Origin of the sequence: Rhizomonospora bruguierae (genome assembly GCF_018397995.1) — a bacterium.
GTDB lineage: Bacteria > Actinomycetota > Actinomycetes > Mycobacteriales > Micromonosporaceae > Rhizomonospora > Rhizomonospora bruguierae.
The window spans coordinates 1-15,812 of the sequence record NZ_BBQH01000049.1 but is presented as its reverse complement, the minus strand read 5'-3'; the positions used below and the strand labels follow the sequence as shown (position 1 = coordinate 15,812).

Here is a 15,812-nt window from a genome sequence, read left to right as displayed (position 1 = left end):
GGCCGGCAGCGGGAGGTTCCGGAAGCGGTGGGCCGCCGCCCGCCGACGGCGGCCCACCGCCGGCTCAGCAGCCGATCCGGGACGAGCCGACCGCCACGTCGTCGAACCACAGCGTGTCGGCGTCGTTGCCGTAGCCCTCCCAGCCGACCCGCAGGTCGGTCAGGGCCGGGCGCCAGGTGTGGTTGTACCACTGGCTGTCGATGTCGTGCGTCGGCACGCCGTCGGCCTGCAGCCCGGTGATCGCCGAGCCGCCCAGCCAGGTGGAGAGCGTGCCCTGGCCGCCGTTGACCATGAACTCCACACAGTTCCAGGTGTTCACCGGCAACTGGGCGCTGAGCGCCACGCCGCTCGGGCTCTGCTCCGGCAGGGTGGCGTCATCGGAGGCCCGGTTCCACTGCATGCGCGCGTTCTGGCCGCCCATCCGCAGGTCCCGGCCGCCGTCCGCGGCGTCCCGCATGGCGGCGAACGTCACGTGCGTCGCCGGCAGCGCCGTGCTGTGCCGCACCCAGAACCGGCCGTACCAGACCGTGCCGAGCGTGCTCAGGTCCTTGTTCGCGCGCACGAACACGTGGTTGCAGTAGCCGGCGCCACCGTTGACCCGGATGGACTTGCTGCCGCTGTGTGCCACCGAGCCGTCCACGGTCGCGGTGCCGGTGCCCTGGCAGTCCGGGTAGACGACGGACCAGTTGCCGCTGGGCGCGGTACCGGCGCTCTGGCTCTCCAGTCCGTCGCAGAAGGCGGCCGAACCGCAGCCCGCGGGGTTCCCGGTCGTGGGCGGGGTGGTCGGCGGCGTCGTGGTGGGCGGCGTCGTGGTGGGCGGCGTCGTCGGGGGCCGCGTGGTGGGCGGAGTGGTGGTGGGCGGGTTGTTGGTGGGCGGGGTGGTCGGGCCGGCGCCGTTGCACGCCACGCCGTTCAGGGTGAACGCGGTGGGCGCCGGGTTGCCGGCCCCGAACGTGCCCTGGAACCCGAACTCGGTGCTGCCGTTCGCCGGGATGCTGCCGTTCCACGCCACGTTCGTCGCGGTGACCGCCTGGCCGGACTGGGTGACCGTCGCGTTCCACGCGCTGGTGATCCGCTGGTCCCCGGCGTAGGTCCAGTTCACGGTCCAGCCGTTGACCGCGGCGTCCCCACCCGAGACGCCGACGCTGGCGGTGAACCCGCCGGTCCACTCGTTCACGGTGTAGGTGATCCGGCAGCCGGTGGCGGCCTGCGCCGCGGGCGCGGCGATCAGGCCGGTCCCCACCAGCGACGCGGCGGCCATGGCGGCGAATGCGACGACGGCCGCGCGGGTGCGCCCGCGCGGTTTCACGATGACCCTCATGCGGGTTGAGTCCTCTCGGATTCCCGCCGGTGCGGCCGGTCCACAGCGACCGGGGCGCCTGGCGGTGATGCGGTGACGGTGGTGCGCACCGCGCGCCGCCCGTGCGGGTGCGCGGCGTCAATGCGGCGGCCCCGGCTCCGGACCTGCGACGGCGCGTCCTACCCATAGACGGTCGTCGCTCGCTAGCTCATCGTAGGGATCGGCGGGGATCCCGCCAACCCGTCCGGGACAAGGACGTCAAGAAAGATGGGCCGCCGATCGGGCGAGAAGCGCACCCGCTACGGGTAGGGCCAGGCGTTGCGGGTGCAGCCGTTCAGCCCGTACAGATGCGGTCGACGGTCGCCGGGGTGGCGAGCTTGACCACGAAGTCGGCCGGCGTGCCGGGTATCCGGCGAAAGCCCCAGCGGCCCCGGGCGGTCCAGCCGCGCGGGTCGGCGAGGATGCGGTCCACGTCCCGGGCGAAGGCCACCGCGTTGAAGTCGATACCGTTCTCCACCTCGATCCGGTACCGGTAGATGCGCCCGCTGCCGACCGGTGGGCTGCTCCCGAGCACCACCCGGAACGTGCCGGTGCCGCCGGTGAGCCGGGCGCCGCCAGGGGCGGGCGCCGCCGTCGACTTGGTCGTGACCCGCGGGGGGCCGCCGTCCGCCACGCTCCCGCCGTCCAGGATGGGGGCCGCGCCGCCCGCGCGCTCCGCCGCCCAGACCACCACGATCGCGCCCATGCCCAGCAGGACCACCACCGCCACCGCGATCACGAAGCCGAGCGCGAGGGCGGTGCGCCGGACGGGGCGGCGCGGCTGCCCGTAGAGCATCACCGCGCGCTCGCCCGGCCGGCCGGCACCGGCGCGGGCGGCGGTGCGGCGGCCCGCCGCACCGCCAGAATCTGCCTGATCCGCTGGTTCGCCACCGCGCGCCAGCGCTCGCGTCGGTTGAGCACCGTCATGGGACCGGACGCTAGGCCGAGGCTGTGAAAAAGCCGTCAAGAGCGGGTTCGCCGGGCGTGCGGACGCGCCTTCACGCCGCCTTCACCGGTCGGGCCGGCGGACCGGGCAGGATGGCTGCATGACCGCCCGGATCCTGATCGCCGAGGACGACCCCAAGCAGGCCAACCTCGTCCGCGTGTACCTCGAACGCGAGGGGCACAGCGTGCTGGTGGTCGGCGACGGCCGGGCCGCCCTGGAGCAGGCCCGCGCCCGCCGCCCCGACCTGCTGGTGCTGGACGTGATGATGCCCGCGGTGGACGGCCTGGACGTGTGCCGGATCATGCGGGCCGAATCGGACGTGCCGATCCTGCTGCTGACCGCCCGGAGCACCGAGGAGGACGTGCTGCTCGGGCTGGACATCGGCGCCGATGACTACATCACCAAGCCGTACAGCCCGCGGGAGCTGGTGGCCCGGGTCCGGGCGCTGCTGCGCCGGGCCGGCGTGGTGGCCGCCGGCAGCCGCTCCGTGTTCACCGTCGGCGACCTGGAGATCGACACCGCCCGGTTCGAGGTGCGGGTCGGCGGGCGGGCGGTCGTGCTCACCGCCAAGGAGTTCGGCATCCTCGAGGTGCTGGCCGGGGAGCCGGGGCGGGCGTTCACCCGGGCACAGATCATCGACAAGGCGTTCGGCTTCGACCACTACGTGCTGGAGCGGACCGTCGACGCGCACGTGATGAACCTGCGCCGCAAGATCGAGCAGGATCCGGCGAACCCGGCGTACGTGCAGACCGTCTTCGGCCGCGGCTACCGGCTCGCCGAGGCCCGTACCGAAACCGCCGGGGCGCGGACGGAAGCCACCGGAGTTGCCGAGGCGCGTACCGGATGAGCGTGCGGGTCCGCGTCCTGCTGCTGGTGCTGCTGGTGGCGCTGGCGGCGGTGGGCGCGACCGCCTACCTGACCGTCCGCCAGCTCAGCACTCAGCTCAACCGGTCGGTCAGCAGCGACCAGGCCAGCGCCAACCGGATCGCCGAGGACCTGCGCCACTACGGCGTGGAACACGGCACCTGGGAGGGCATCGCGGCGCTGGCCGGCAGCCTGAACCGGGGCACCGGTCTGCGGATCAAGCTGATCACCGAGTTCGGCGAGACCATCGTGGACACCGACACGCTCGCCCGGCGCACGGCGCGGCGCACCCCGGCGCCGCCGATCCTGGTCGACCCCCGCCCCGCGATCTCCCCGGCCGCCGACGGCGGGAACCTCCATGAGGTGGTCCGCGCGATCGACCAGTACCGCCGGGGAGTCAGGCTCGCCGCCTGCCTGACCCGCGGCGGAGGCCGGGCGGAGCTCGCGGAGGGATCGATCGGCACGCCGCTCTACCGGACCGCGGCGGCCACGGACCCGGCGCTGGCCAAGCGGTGCGACGCCGAGGCGATCAGCGCGGCGAGCGAGCGGGCCGCCGACGAGGAGGCGGCCCTGGCCTGCGTCCAGCGGGCAAAAACCGGCAGCATGGACCCGAGCGGCACGCCCGCGCTCCCGAGCCAGTTCACCACCTGCGTCAAGGAGGCGTTCCAGCGGCGGGTCGAGCGGGTCGGGCCGGTGCCGCTGCTGCTGTACCTGGGCGCCACCGACGACCCGGTACGCCTGGCGACCACGCCGATCGTGGCCGCCGCGGTGGCGGTGTTCCTGCTCGCGCTGGTCGGCGCGCTGCTGCTCAGCCGGCACGTGGTGCGCCCGGTGGCGGCGCTGACCGCGGCGTCCCGCCGGCTCGGCCAGGGCGACCTGAGCAGCCGGGTACCGGTCAGCGGCTCGGACGAGATCGCCGCGCTGGGCCGCTCGTTCAACCGGATGGCGGACTCGTTGCAGGCGGCGGAGGAGCGCCAGCGCCGGTTGGTCGCCGACGTGGCGCACGAACTGCGCACGCCGCTGGCGAACCTGCGCGGCTACCTGGAGGCGCTCAAGGACGACGTCATCGCCCCCTCCCCCGACCTGTTCGCCTCCCTGCACGACGAGGCCGTGCTCCAGCAGCGGATCGTCGACGACCTCCAGGACCTGGCGCAGGCGGAGGCCGGCACGCTGGTCTACCACATGGCCCCGGTCGACGCCGCCGACCTGCTGGAGGCGTGCCGGACCGCGCACCAGGCGGTCGCCGACGCGGCCGGGGTTCGGCTGAACCTGCACGCGGCCGACCCCCTGCCGGTCCACGTCGATCCGGACCGCATCCGCCAGGTGATCGGCAACCTGGTCACCAACGCGGTGCGGGCCACCGCGCCGGGCGGCGAGGTGACCCTCTCCGGCCAGGCGGTACCCGGCGGCGCGGTGCTGAGGGTCGCGGACACCGGGCACGGCATCGCCCCGGACGACCTGCCGCACCTGTTCGACCGGTTCTGGCGGGCGGACGCCGCCCGGGGCCGCCGCACCGGCGGCAGCGGCCTCGGCCTGGCCATCGCGAAGGAGATCGTCGCCGCGCACGGTGGCACGATCGAGGCGGCGAGCCGGGTGAACGCGGGCACGACGTTCACCATCCGGCTGCCCGCCTAGCCACGCGGGCTGCACGTTCCTACGCTCCCGGGCGTAGCGGCACAGTCGCCCCGCGTCGGACGCCAGGCGTACCGCCGGCGGCCAGGCTGGGGCCCATGAGACTGACACCGCGCTGGCGCAAGGCCCTCCTGGTGGTCCACGTGCTGACCGCCGTGGGCTGGTTCGGCGCCGACCTGGTCCTGCTCACGCTGGCCGTCGCCGGCCTGGCCGGCGCCGACGCGCGGGTGGTCTACCCGGCGGCCGCCCTGCTCGCGGCCTGGCTGTTCGCGCCGCTGAGCGCGGTGGTCTGGCTGGTCGGGCTGGTCAACGGGCTGGGCACCCGGTGGGGGCTGTTCCGGTACCGGTGGGTGCTGGTCAAGCTGGTACTCACCACGATCATGCTGGGCCTGGTGTTGTTCCTGCTCGTGCCGAACCTGCGCGCCGCGGCGGCCCAGTCGCTGGAGCCCGGGGCCGGCGGCCACCCCGACCTGATCGCGCCGCCGATCGTCTCCGGTTCCCTGCTGGTGTTCATGACGATCGTCTCCGTCTACAAGCCGTGGGGCCGGGTGAAGCGCGCCGAGGGACCGGCGCGGGTCACCGCGACGGCTCAGCCGACGCCCGCCGGGGTGCGGAACGTGCGGCGGTAGGTCATCGGCGAGACGCCGACGCTGGCCTGCATCTGCTGGCGCAGCGCGGCGGCGGTGCCGAAGCCGGACCGGTGGGCCACCTGGTCCACGGCCAGGTCGGTGGTCTCCAGCAGCAGGCGCGCCCGCTCCACCCGCTGGGTCACCAGCCACCGGGCCGGGCTGAGCCCCGTCTCGGCGCGGAACCGGCGGGTGAACGTGCGCACGCTCATCCGCGCCTGCTCCGCCATCCCGGCCAGCGTCAGCGGCTCGTCCAGCCGCTCCAGCGCCCAGGCGCGGGTGCCGGCGGTGCCCGCGTCGGTCGGCTCGGGCAGCGGGCGCTCGATGAACTGGGCCTGGCCACCGTCCCGCCAGGCCGGCACGACGCACCGGCGGGCCGCCCGGTTGGCCACCTCGCCGCCGTGGTCACGCCGGATCACGTGCAGGCACAGGTCGATGCCGGCGGCCACCCCGGCCGAGGTGAGCACGTCGCCGTCGTCCACGAACAGCACGTCCGGGTCGAGGCGCACCCGCGGGAAGTGCCGGCGGAACCGGTCCGTCTCCCGCCAGTGCGTGGTCGCCGGGCGGCCGTCCAGCAGACCGGCGGCGGCCAGCACGGCGGCGCTCGTGCAGATCGACATGATCCGGGCGCCGCGCCGCCACGCCATCACCAGGGCGCTGGCCACGATCGGGTCCACGGTGCCGTTGGTCAGCGGCGCGCCGCCGTGGATCCCCGGGACGATCACCGTGTCGACCTCGCCGAGCAGGTCCAGGCCGCGGTCCGGCAGCACCTGGAAGCCCCCTTCGCCGCGGACCGGCCCGCCGTCCGGCGTGCAGGTGCCGACCCGGTACAGGTGGCGGTCGTCGGCGTCCCGGGCGCAACCGAACAATTGGATGGGGACGCCCAGGTCCATCGTCACCACGTCGGGCAGGGCCAGCAGGCCGATGCGGTGCCGCCGGTCGGCGCGGTAGGGCGCGGGATCGGCGGTGGCGGGCGGGGCGGCGAGGGCGGCGGTCATGGCTTGATTCTTGCGTATCGTGGCCGCCGGGCCACTCGCCGGTCCGGTTGATCCTCCGCACACTGATCCGGTGAGTCGATCCCGCCGTCCACACCCCGCCTGGTCGGTCGCCGCCGTCGCGTTCGTCGCGCTGGTCGGCGCCGCCGGCTTCCGGGCCACCCCGAGCGTCATGCTGCACCCGCTGCACGCCGAATTCGGCTGGCCGCTGGCCACCATCTCGGCCGCCGTGTCGGTCAACCTCATCCTGTACGGGCTGACCGCGCCGTTCGCCGCCGCGCTGATGGACCGGTTCGGCCTGCGGCACGTGGTCGCCGGCGCGCTGGTGCTCGTCGCGGCGGGCAGCGGGCTGACGGTCCTGATGCGCAGCAGCGCGGAACTGATCCTGTGCTGGGGCGTGCTGGTCGGGCTCGGCACCGGGTCCATGGCGCTGGCGTTCGTCGCCACCGTCACCGGCCGCTGGTTCGTGCGCCGGCGCGGCCTGGTCACCGGCGTGCTGACCGCCGGCGGCGCCGCCGGGCAACTGGTGTTCCTGCCGGTGCTGGCCCGACTGGTCGAGTCCCACGGCTGGCGACCCGCCGCGCTGACCGTCGCCGGGACCGCCCTCGTGGTCGTCCCGCTGGTGCTGTGGCGGCTGCGCGACCACCCCGCCGACCTCGGCGTGACCGCCTACGGTGCGCCCTCCGGCGCCCCGGCGCCGGCCCCGGCCCCGGCCGGCGGCGCGGCGGCCCGGGCCCTGCGCGCGCTCGGCTCGGCGGCCCGCACAGGCCCGTTCTGGCTGCTCGCGGGCGGCTTCGCGATCTGCGGCGCCACCACGAACGGCCTCGTGGGCACCCATTTCATCCCGGCCGCGCACGACCACGGCATGACCGAGACCACGGCCGCCGGGCTACTCGCCCTGGTCGGCCTGTTCGACATCGCCGGCACGATCCTGTCCGGCTGGCTCACCGACCGGGTGGACAGCCGCCTGCTACTCGGCGCGTACTACGCGCTGCGCGGGCCTTCCCTGCTGGTCCTGCCGGTGCTGTTCGCGGCGACGGTACGCCCCAGTATGGTGGTGTTCATCCTGTTCTACGGCCTGGACTGGGTGGCCACCGTCCCCCCGACCGTCGGCCTGTGCCGCCGCTACTTCGGCGCCGACGGGCCGATCGTGTTCGGCTGGGTCCTCGCCTCGCACCAGGTGGGCGCCGGGCTGGCCGCCACCGGGGCGGGCCTGATCCGCGACCGGCTCGGCAACTACACCGCCGCCTGGTACATCGCCGGGGCGCTCTCCTTCGGCGCCGCCGGGCTCTCCCTGCTCCTCTACCGCCGCCCGCGCCGGTCCGGCCCGAACCCGGCCGCAACACCCGCGACCGCCACGGCAGCTTGACGGGTACCTGAGGATTCGGGCGTTATCTGACCGGGTATCTAGCGTCCCGTGACGGACGAGGTGATGGTGTTCACCCCCGCGCCCCTGCTGACGGTCACCGTCGAGCAGCGCGGCGACACCCCCGACATCCACCTGCACGCGGGCGGCCAGGGAGTCTGGCAGGCCCGCATGATCCACGCCCTGGGCGTACCGGTGGTCATGTGCGCCGCGCTCGGCGGGGAGATCGGCCGGGTGCTCGGACCGCTCATCGAGGCCGAGGGGATCCGGGCCAAGGGGGTGCTCGGGGAGTCCCGCAACGGCGCCTACGTGCACGACCGGCGCGGCGGCGAGCGGGAGGAGATCGCCGACGCCCCCGGGCAGCCGCTGACCCGGCACGAACTGGACGAACTGTACGGGCTGGCCCTGGCCGAGGGCCTCGGCGCCGCGGTGAGCGTGCTCAGCGGCCCCGCCATACCGGCCGTGGTACCGCCCGACACGTACCGCCGGCTGGCCCACGACCTGTGCCGCAACGGCTGCCAGGTGGTCGCCGACCTGTCCGGCGAGTACCTGGAGGCGGTGGTGCACGCCGGCATCCGGCTGCTGAAGGTCAGCCACGAGGAACTGGTCGCCTCCGGCCGCACCCGGGGCGACTCGCGGGCCGACCTGATCGACGCCATGCACCGGCTGCACAGCGACGGCGCCCGGTCCATCGTGGTGAGCCGGGCGGAACTACCCGCCCTGGCCCTGCTGGACGGCCAGGTCGTGGAGGTGGAGATGCCCGCCCTCGAACCCGCCGACCACCGCGGGGCCGGCGACTCCATGACCGCCGGGGCCGCCGCCGTCCTGGCCCGGGGCGGCGACATGTCCACCGCGATCCGGCACGGCGCGGCGGCCGGCGCGCTGAACGTGACCCGGCACGGCCTCGGCACCGGCCGGGCGGACGTGATCGACGGCCTGGTCGAGCGGGTGGCGCTCAAGCCGGTCACCGACGGCACGGTCGAGCCGTGCGCCCGGACCACACCCAACGACCTCGCGAACCGGGCCCGGCAGGGATGAGCCGCGTCCTCGTCACGAACGACGACGGGATCGACGCGCCGGGCCTGCGCCGGCTGGCCGCGGCGGCGGTCGCCCGCGGCCACGACGTGGTGGTCGCCGCGCCCGACGAGGAGGCCAGCGGTAGCTCCGCCGCCCTGACCGCCACCCAGGAGAAGGGCCGGGTGGTGGTTCACCCCCGGCCGCTGGCGGGGCTGCCCGGGGTCAAGGGCTTCGCGGTCGCCAGTTCGCCGGGCTTCATCGCACTGATCGCCGAGCACGGCGCGTTCGGCGACCCGCCGGAGATCGTGCTCTCCGGCATCAACCGGGGCGCCAACGCCGGCCGCGCGGTCCTGCACTCGGGGACCGTCGGGGCCACGCTCACCGCCGCCGCTTCCGGGCTGCGCGCCCTCGCCGTGTCGCTGGACATCCTCACCCCCGGCGGGCTCTCGGCCGCGGTCGGCACGGCGCTGGCCGGCGAGGACGACCGCAACTGGGTGACCGCCGCCGACCTGGCCGGTCAACTGCTGGACACGCTCGTCGGCCTGCCCCCCGCGACCGTGCTGAACCTCAACGTGCCGGACGTGCCGGCGGAGAAGGTCCGCGGCGTGCGGCGCGCGGCGCTGGCCACCTTCGGTCAGGTGCAGATGACCATCGCGGAGATCGGCGAGGGCTACATCCGCACCGCGATCGAGGAGACCGCCGTCGACCTGATCCCCGGTACCGACCTGGCCCTGCTGGCCGACGGGTACGCCACGGTCACCCCGCTGATGGCGGTCGGCGAGGCGCCGCTGAGGCTCCCGGAGCCGTACCGGTAGGCGCGAGGACGCCGCCCATGCCGTGACCCCGCACCGATCGGCACCGGCCGGCGCTCAGATCGGCGCGAGGGTTCGCTCCGGCGCGAGAATCGCCCACAGGTCCAGGGCGACATCCACACTGGACGGCCGGTCCTCGCGCCGCTTCGCCATGCAGCGCCTGGTCAGGTCGGCCACCTCGCGGGGCAGGCCGGGGACGGGCAGCACCGGGGTCGGCGCCACACAGCGGAACCGGCCCGCCGCCAGATACGTCATCGGGGTCGACTTCGGGTACGGCGAGCGGCCGGTCAGCATCTGGTAGAGCAGCACCCCGAGCGCGTACACGTCGTCCGCGGGCTGGTCGGCGCTGGTCACCGCGACCGGGTGCCGGGGCACCGTGACCCGGCGCACCGGCGGGCGCAGGATCACCGGCCGGCGCCCCACCTGCTCCCCGTTGGTCGCCGTGGCCAGCCCGAAGTCGATGATCTTCGGCCCGTACCCGGTCATCATGATGTTCATGGCGGTGAGGTCCCGGTGCACCACGCCGCGCCGGTGCGCGACCGCCAGCACGTCCGCCACGGTCGCCGCGATGGCCACCGCCTCGCGCCAGGGCAGCCGCCCCGCGGCCAGGCGCTCGGCCAGCGGCTTGCCGCTGAGCAGCTCCATCACCACGTACGGCACGACGGTGCCGTCCGGCAGCGGCGCGTCGCCGTAGTCGTAGACCTTCGGGACGCTCGGGTGACGCAGCCGCGCCGTGATCAGCGCCTCGCGCTTGACGTTCGCGCGGGCCCGATCGTCACCCGCGAGGGTGGGCGTGAGGATCTTGACGGCCAGCGAGCGCGGCGTGCGCGTGTCGACCGCCTGGTAAACCATGGAGACGCCGCCGCGACCAATCGGCTGAATTACGACGTAGCGGCCGAGAAGGGGTGTACCCATCCGCACCAGCGCCACAGACCAGAACTATCCCTTAGTCGGGCGCTGGGTACAAGCCCGCCACGCGAGCCGGGCGCCCGTGGCCTCCGCCACGACGCTCAGCCGTTGGCGACGTCCGCCGCCTGCTCGGAAGCTAAGTTCGCCCGGTAGGGCTCGGGCGCGCCGAACAGCCCCAGCAGCCCCGTCACCCACAACTGCCGGTGCACGAACCGGCTGGGCTCGGTCACCACGAGCTTGACGCCGCTCACCTCGGCGGTCTGGAAACCCGCCACCAGCGCGCTGATGCCCACCGAGTCGATGAAGCTGACCAGGCGCATGTTCAGTTCGATCCGGGACGGCCGGGACTGGGTCAGCACCGCCGCCACCGCGTCCCGCACCTCGCCCGCCGTGTCCACGTCGATCTCGCCGCGGGGAGCGATCTCCACCGCGTTACCCGCCACCTTGCTCGTGATGATCGACAGACTCACGCAGCACCCCTTCGACTCCCTCGCCGGCTACCGGCGACTCGGGCACCGGTCCGGTATCCGGACCGCGACCGAGCGTATTCCGCGCTCCCTCGCCGCGCCACCCACCGAGCGTCAACCATGCCACGACGCCCGCCGCCGTGCGCGGCAAAACCCGGGCGCGGCCATCGCGACCACCCCCGGGAATCGGACACATGCCATTTTAGCCGCGGGGTACCGGGGGTCGACACCGCGGGGACTGTCGGAGGGGCCGGGCATGCTGTCGGCCCGTGGTGGCGGACGCCCGCTCTGGGGGAGGCTGCGATGACAGAGGCTGAGGTCCGGCGGGAAGCCGGCATTCAAAGAGAAGCTGGCGATCAGCGAGAAGCCGGCGTTCGACCGGAAGCGGAGGTTCAACGGGAGGCCGGCGTTCAGCGGGATGCGGAGGTTCAGCGGCGAGCTGGCGGTCAGCCGGAGGCCGGCGTTTGGCGGAAGAGTGAGCCCACGGGCGGGCCGGCAAGTAGGCCCGCGGGCGGACCGGCAAGTGGGCCGGCGGGCGGGCCGGATATCGGGGAGGCCGCCCGGGCCGCGCTGGCGGCGGCGTGGGCAGCGCTCGGCGGGCCCCCGGGGCACGCCGACCGGGTCCGCTGGCTCGGGGTGCCCGGCCCGCTGGCCGCCGCCCGGCTGCCGGTCGCGGCGATCGCCGCCGGCACGGTCGCCGCCGCCACCCTGGCCGCCGCCGACCTCGCCGCCGCCCGGGGCACGCCGGCCGCCGCCCGCCTCGACGTCGACCTCGCCCGCACGGCAACCGCCTTCACCAGCGAGCGGCACCTGCGCGCGGAGGGCCGCGGGTTCGCCGGTTTCGCCGCCCTCTCCCGCTTCTGGCCCGCGGCGGACGGTTGGGTCCGCACCCACGCCAACTACCCGCACCACCGCGAACGTCTCCTGTGGGCACTCGGGGTCACCGGCGAGGACGAGGTGCCGAACCGGATCGCCGCGCTCGACGCGTCCACCGTGGAAGATCGGGTGACGGCGGAGAACGGGCTCGCGGTGGCCGTGCGCACGGCGCAGGCCTGGGCGGCGCACCCGCACGGCCGCGCGGTGGCGGGGCAGCCGCTGCTGCGCCTGCGGCGGGTGGTCGAGGAACACGGGGGCGCGCTGCCACCCATGCCCGCCGGGGTGCTGCTTCCGGCCGCCGGAGTACGCGTGCTGGACCTCACCCGGGTCATCGCCGGCCCGGTCGGCACCCGGACCCTCGCCCTGCTCGGCGCGGACGTCCTGCGCGTCGACCCGCCGGGCCTGCCCGAACTACCCGGCCAATACCTGGACACCGGCTTCGGCAAGCGCTCCACCGTGCTGGACCTGACCGACCCCCGCGACCGGGCCACCTTCGAGGACCTGCTCTCGGCGGCGCACGTGGTCGTGACCGGGTACCGCCCCGGCGCCCTGGACCGCTTCGGGCTCTCGCCCGCCGCACTGCTGGACCGGCGGCCCGCCCTGGTCGTGGCCACCATCTCCGCCTGGGGCACCGAGGGCCCGTGGGCCGGCCGGCGCGGCTTCGACAGCCTGGTCCAGGCCGCGACGGGCATCGCGACCGCCGAGGGCGCGCCCTACGACGCCGCGAAGGGCGGCCTGCCCGGTGCCCTGCCGGCACAGGCGCTGGACCACGGCACGGGCTACCTGCTCGCGGCCGCGGTGCTGCGGGCCCTGGCGTTGCGGGCGGTGACCGGCGGTGGTTGGCTCGCCGAACTCTCCCTCGCCCGCGCGGCCCACTGGCTGCTCACCACCCCACCGGCCGCGGTGCCGACCGAGGCGGCCGGCGACGAACCCAACCGCTGGTGCACCCGGACCGGCCCGTACCGGCACGCGCTCCCACCGGTCACGCTGCCCGGCGGCCCCGAGACGTGGGCGGAACCACCGCACGCCTGGGGCAGCGACGCACCCGCCTGGCGAGCGCGCTCGGCGCAGGCGGGTGAGCGAGGTGCCCGGTGATCGAACCGGGCCCGGCGCCACACGGCGCCGGGCCCGGTCACTGATCCGTCAGCCCTACGGGCTGGTGCAGGTCAGGCCCGAAACGGACCCGCTGCCGTTGGCCAGGAAGCCGAACGTGGTGGATGCACCAGCGCCCAGCGACCCGTTGTAGCTCTCGTTCTTCACCGTGGTGGTGGAGCCGGAGGTGCTCACAATCCCGCTCCACGCCTGGGTGACCGTCTGCCCGGACGGGTTGGTCCACTTGACCGTCCAGCCGTTGATCGCCGAGTTGCCGGTGTTCTTCACCGTCACCTCACCCTGGAAGCCACCCTGCCAGGAGTTCGTCACCGAGAACGTCGCGGAGCAGCCGCCCTGCCCCGGGTTGCCCGTGGGCGGGTTGTTCGTGGGCGGGTTGTTGGTCGGCGGGTTCGTCGGCGGGTTCGTCGGCGGCCTGGTGGTGGTGGGCGGGGTGGTGGGGCCACCGCCACCGGGGCCGATGCCCGTGACCTCGCCGTTGCCGCCGTCGAAGACGACGTCCGAGCAGCCGAAGAAGTTCTCCTGGCTGTCCGAGCGGACCCAGCGCGAGTAGATGATGTGCCGGCCCGACTTGCCCGACGGGTACCGACCACTGAAGTAGTAGTGCCCGTCGTTGGTGCCGACCGCGCCCTGCTGCGGCGGGTTCGTCACCGTCAGGAACGGCGTCGACTCCAGGTCGCTCCAGGCCAGCGGCTTGGTGGGGCTGTAGCTGTTGTTGGTCACGTAGAAGTAGAACGTGCCCGGGTGGTGCGCCCAGTTGCTGTACCAGAACTCGACCTGCGCACCCGCCGTGATGTGCGTGACCGGCCAGTCGGCACGGGCCGCGTCATACGCCGAGAAGGTGGGGTTGCCACCACTGCACAGCTGGCCGTCCGGGATGAACCCGGTGGTCCGGCCGTTCGCGTCCGAGCGCAGCACGCTGAACCAGTTGTACAACGGGGTGGTGCCGCCTGCGGCCACCGCCGCCGCGCACGCCGGGTTGTTCGGTTGGATCGCACCGGTGCTGTTCAGGCCGTCACGCCAACAGTTGTAGGTGCGGGCACCCGGCTTCATCGCGGCGCCGTGCGCAAACGCGGGGCTGGTCGGCGCCAGCACCGTCAGCACCCCCGCGACCAGCATCCCTGCCGTCGCGGCCACCGCGAACCTGCGTAGAACTCTCACCACACTCTCCCTCTGCTCGTCCCCCTGGTGGGGCTCGTACCGGTCGAAGGCTGGACGCGGTATCACCGGGCGGGCAGCCGGGTATCCGGCGCACGCACGCTGGATTGACCGCTAGTAATAAGCGCGGGGCCGGCGGGGAGCGCGATCACCGCGCTCACCAGGCCCGCGCTTCTCACGCGACCCGTGACAGTCCCGGCACCCGTATCGGCGCGTCAGCCCCCACGCCGTACGACATCGATATTGGACCATGCCAACGACGCCCAGGCAATAGCTGCACTTCGATGTGGAACATCATCCACGCCGGCCGCGCCACCCCGTCCGGCGTAGTCGGTAGCCGCCCTCGCCACGCCCGCGATACGATTCGGCGCCGGCACGGGGCGGTAGCTCAGCGGGTTAGAGCAGGGGACTCATAATCCCTCGGTCGCGGGTTCGAGTCCCGCCCGCCCCACAACTCGCACCATTGTGCGAAACGTGGATGGGTCGGCCGATGTTTCGGCCGGCCCTTCGCCGTCTTGATCGAAATGCTCGGTCGGGATCTTGTAGACCGGGATGAGTGCGCTGCCCTGGATCTTGATCTCGGCGACGTGGGTCTCGATGATCGCTTTGCGCTGGCCTGGGGCGCCGTGACGCAGGATGTGCGCGAGCTGCTGGCGTAGGCGCTCGATTGCTTTGGGGTTGGGGAGTTGGGGCAGGTCGCAGATGAGCTGTCGGAGTTCGTCTTGCCTGGTCTTGAGCTGGTCGAGCTTGGCGGTGAGGTTGTCGATGCGGTGGCCGCAGGTTCGTTCGTCGAGGGTGCCGTTCTCGAAGGCGGTGAGGTAGCGGTCGATGGTCGCCTCGGCGGTGGTGATCTGGCCGGCGATGGTGTCGAGTTCGGCGTGGTGCTGGTGGCTGCCGTCGGCGCGTAGCGTCCGCTCAGCCGCGACTGCCTCGGTGATCAGGTCGGTGTCGCGGAAGAAGTCGATCAGCGCGTCGGCCACCACATCATCGAGCAGGTCGGCGTCGATGCGGGCGGCGTCGCATCCGGTGGGTCCGTAGCGGGCGCGGGTGAAGCAGGTGTAGTAGCGGTAGCGGCGAAGCTTGCCGGTGGCGGAGGTGCCGACGTACTTGCAGCCGCACTTGGGGCAGGTGATCCGGCCGGTCAGGTCGTAGTCGGAGTTGGAGGCGGCGCGTTGCGAGTGGGCCTCACCACGGGCTTCCAGGATCGCCTGGCATCGGCCGAACAGTTCCTCGTCGACCAGTGGCGGGTGGGCTTGTTCGGCGGTGACGTCACGGAAGCCGACCTCGCCGATGTAGAGCCGGTCGCCCAGCATCCGGCCGATGGTCTGCCCGGACCACGGCTTGCCCGCTCGGGTGCGTTTGCCGTGCTCGTTGAGCCGGGCAGCGATGGCGCGGGTGCCGAGCCGGGTGCCGGCGTAGAGGTGGAAGATTTCCTTCACGACGTGCTGCTCGTCGGGGTGCGGGACGAGGCGGTGGGTGTCGGCGTCGACGAGGTAGCCGTAGGGGCGGGGGCCGTGGGTCCATTCGCCTTTGGCGGCTTTGCGTTCCATGCCGTTGATGACGCGGTCGATGATGACTTCGCGTTCGAACTCGGCGAACGCGCCGAGCATCTGCACGAACAGCCGCCCGGCGGGGCTGGCGGTGTCGAACGGTTCGGTGGCCGACCGGAAGTGCACACCGGCCGCGTCGAGGTCT

General features: G+C 73.8%; 15 protein-coding genes and 1 tRNA gene. 8 read left to right on the top strand and 8 right to left on the bottom strand.

Annotation, left to right across the window (positions count from 1 at the left end):
- Positions 1 to 64: 64 nt before the first annotated feature.
- The 3 genes from KJS59_RS22870 to KJS59_RS31870 all read right to left on the bottom strand — a co-directional run bounded on the left by KJS59_RS22870 (position 65) and on the right by KJS59_RS31870 (position 2,266).
- Positions 65 to 1,321: a cellulose-binding domain-containing protein gene (locus tag KJS59_RS22870; protein ID WP_213455019.1), complete on the bottom strand. Its 1,257-nt coding sequence runs from the start codon at positions 1,319 to 1,321 to the stop codon at positions 65 to 67.
- A 313-nt stretch (positions 1,322 to 1,634) separates the two neighbouring features.
- Positions 1,635 to 2,135 carry a DUF3152 domain-containing protein gene (locus KJS59_RS22865; RefSeq protein ID WP_249714748.1) on the bottom strand — a complete coding sequence of 167 codons (501 nt, stop codon included), beginning with the start codon at positions 2,133 to 2,135 and terminating at the stop codon, positions 1,635 to 1,637.
- Positions 2,135 to 2,266 carry a hypothetical protein gene (locus KJS59_RS31870; RefSeq protein WP_283775860.1) on the bottom strand — a complete coding sequence of 44 codons (132 nt, stop codon included), beginning with the start codon at positions 2,264 to 2,266 and terminating at the stop codon, positions 2,135 to 2,137. Before KJS59_RS31870 ends, KJS59_RS22865 begins: the two co-directional genes overlap by 1 nt.
- Positions 2,267 to 2,385: 119 nt before the next feature.
- Here KJS59_RS31870 and KJS59_RS22860 point away from each other — a divergent pair, with 119 nt between their 5' ends.
- The 3 genes from KJS59_RS22860 (at position 2,386) to KJS59_RS22850 (ending at position 5,410) form a co-directional block, all read left to right on the top strand.
- Positions 2,386 to 3,132, top strand: a complete 747-nt coding sequence (locus KJS59_RS22860) for a response regulator transcription factor (protein WP_213455017.1) — start codon at positions 2,386 to 2,388, stop codon at positions 3,130 to 3,132.
- A complete protein-coding gene (locus KJS59_RS31865; protein ID WP_213455016.1) occupies positions 3,129 to 4,784 on the top strand; it encodes a sensor histidine kinase in 1,656 nt (551 codons plus the stop codon). The genes KJS59_RS22860 and KJS59_RS31865 overlap by 4 nt, the downstream gene beginning before the upstream one ends.
- 95 nt (positions 4,785 to 4,879) lie before the next feature.
- Positions 4,880 to 5,410: a hypothetical protein gene (locus KJS59_RS22850; RefSeq protein ID WP_213455015.1), complete on the top strand. Its 531-nt coding sequence runs from the start codon at positions 4,880 to 4,882 to the stop codon at positions 5,408 to 5,410.
- Here the strand turns inward: KJS59_RS22850 and KJS59_RS22845 are convergent.
- Positions 5,371 to 6,405 carry a GlxA family transcriptional regulator gene (locus KJS59_RS22845; RefSeq protein ID WP_213455014.1) on the bottom strand — a complete coding sequence of 345 codons (1,035 nt, stop codon included), beginning with the start codon at positions 6,403 to 6,405 and terminating at the stop codon, positions 5,371 to 5,373. The genes KJS59_RS22850 and KJS59_RS22845 overlap by 40 nt on opposite strands.
- Positions 6,406 to 6,475: 70 nt before the next feature.
- Here KJS59_RS22845 and KJS59_RS22840 point away from each other — a divergent pair, with 70 nt between their 5' ends.
- The 3 genes from KJS59_RS22840 to surE all read left to right on the top strand — a co-directional run bounded on the left by KJS59_RS22840 (position 6,476) and on the right by surE (position 9,600).
- Positions 6,476 to 7,771 carry an MFS transporter gene (locus KJS59_RS22840; RefSeq protein WP_213455013.1) on the top strand — a complete coding sequence of 432 codons (1,296 nt, stop codon included), beginning with the start codon at positions 6,476 to 6,478 and terminating at the stop codon, positions 7,769 to 7,771.
- Positions 7,772 to 7,834: 63 nt separating this feature from the next.
- Complete coding sequence (locus KJS59_RS22835; protein ID WP_213455044.1) at positions 7,835 to 8,806, top strand: 1-phosphofructokinase family hexose kinase; 972 nt, start codon at positions 7,835 to 7,837, stop codon at positions 8,804 to 8,806.
- The gene (gene surE, locus KJS59_RS22830; RefSeq protein ID WP_213455012.1) at positions 8,803 to 9,600 is read left to right on the top strand and encodes a 5'/3'-nucleotidase SurE; all 798 of its coding nucleotides are present in this window, start codon (positions 8,803 to 8,805) and stop codon (positions 9,598 to 9,600) included. The genes KJS59_RS22835 and surE overlap by 4 nt, the downstream gene beginning before the upstream one ends.
- A 54-nt stretch (positions 9,601 to 9,654) precedes the next feature.
- Here surE and KJS59_RS22825 read toward each other — a convergent pair whose 3' ends face one another.
- Both KJS59_RS22825 and KJS59_RS22820 read right to left on the bottom strand, forming a co-directional pair.
- Positions 9,655 to 10,512: a serine/threonine-protein kinase gene (locus KJS59_RS22825; RefSeq protein ID WP_213455011.1), complete on the bottom strand. Its 858-nt coding sequence runs from the start codon at positions 10,510 to 10,512 to the stop codon at positions 9,655 to 9,657.
- Positions 10,513 to 10,607: 95 nt separating this feature from the next.
- A complete protein-coding gene (locus KJS59_RS22820) occupies positions 10,608 to 10,976 on the bottom strand; it encodes an STAS domain-containing protein (protein ID WP_213455010.1) in 369 nt (122 codons plus the stop codon).
- 633 nt (positions 10,977 to 11,609) lie between these two features.
- Between KJS59_RS22820 and KJS59_RS22815 the strand changes: the two genes are divergently transcribed.
- A complete protein-coding gene (locus KJS59_RS22815) occupies positions 11,610 to 12,944 on the top strand; it encodes a CoA transferase (RefSeq protein WP_213455009.1) in 1,335 nt (444 codons plus the stop codon).
- A 54-nt stretch (positions 12,945 to 12,998) separates the two neighbouring features.
- Here the strand turns inward: KJS59_RS22815 and KJS59_RS22810 are convergent, their stop codons facing one another.
- Entirely contained in the window at positions 12,999 to 14,078 is a 1,080-nt protein-coding gene (locus KJS59_RS22810) for a lytic polysaccharide monooxygenase (protein ID WP_213455043.1), read from the bottom strand.
- Between the two features lie 416 nt (positions 14,079 to 14,494).
- Between KJS59_RS22810 and KJS59_RS22805 the strand changes: the two genes are divergently transcribed.
- A tRNA-Ile gene (locus tag KJS59_RS22805) sits at positions 14,495 to 14,568 on the top strand.
- Here the strand turns inward: KJS59_RS22805 and KJS59_RS22800 are convergent.
- The gene (locus KJS59_RS22800; protein ID WP_249714742.1) at positions 14,528 to 15,793 is read right to left on the bottom strand and encodes a recombinase family protein; all 1,266 of its coding nucleotides are present in this window, start codon (positions 15,791 to 15,793) and stop codon (positions 14,528 to 14,530) included. The genes KJS59_RS22805 and KJS59_RS22800 overlap by 41 nt on opposite strands.
- Positions 15,794 to 15,812 lie beyond the last annotated feature (19 nt).

Coding starts and splice junctions, on each gene's coding strand:
- surE (WP_213455012.1), top strand. CDS start 8,803: ATGAGCCGCGTCCTCGTCACGAACGACGACGGGATCGACGCGCCGGGC.
- KJS59_RS22870 (WP_213455019.1), bottom strand. CDS start 1,321: ATGAGGGTCATCGTGAAACCGCGCGGGCGCACCCGCGCGGCCGTCGTC.
- KJS59_RS22835 (WP_213455044.1), top strand. CDS start 7,835: ATGGTGTTCACCCCCGCGCCCCTGCTGACGGTCACCGTCGAGCAGCGC.
- KJS59_RS22865 (WP_249714748.1), bottom strand. CDS start 2,135: ATGCTCTACGGGCAGCCGCGCCGCCCCGTCCGGCGCACCGCCCTCGCG.
- KJS59_RS31870 (WP_283775860.1), bottom strand. CDS start 2,266: ATGACGGTGCTCAACCGACGCGAGCGCTGGCGCGCGGTGGCGAACCAG.
- KJS59_RS22845 (WP_213455014.1), bottom strand. CDS start 6,405: ATGACCGCCGCCCTCGCCGCCCCGCCCGCCACCGCCGATCCCGCGCCC.
- KJS59_RS22850 (WP_213455015.1), top strand. CDS start 4,880: ATGAGACTGACACCGCGCTGGCGCAAGGCCCTCCTGGTGGTCCACGTG.
- KJS59_RS31865 (WP_213455016.1), top strand. CDS start 3,129: ATGAGCGTGCGGGTCCGCGTCCTGCTGCTGGTGCTGCTGGTGGCGCTG.
- KJS59_RS22810 (WP_213455043.1), bottom strand. CDS start 14,078: ATGCTGGTCGCGGGGGTGCTGACGGTGCTGGCGCCGACCAGCCCCGCG.
- KJS59_RS22860 (WP_213455017.1), top strand. CDS start 2,386: ATGACCGCCCGGATCCTGATCGCCGAGGACGACCCCAAGCAGGCCAAC.
- KJS59_RS22825 (WP_213455011.1), bottom strand. CDS start 10,512: ATGGGTACACCCCTTCTCGGCCGCTACGTCGTAATTCAGCCGATTGGT.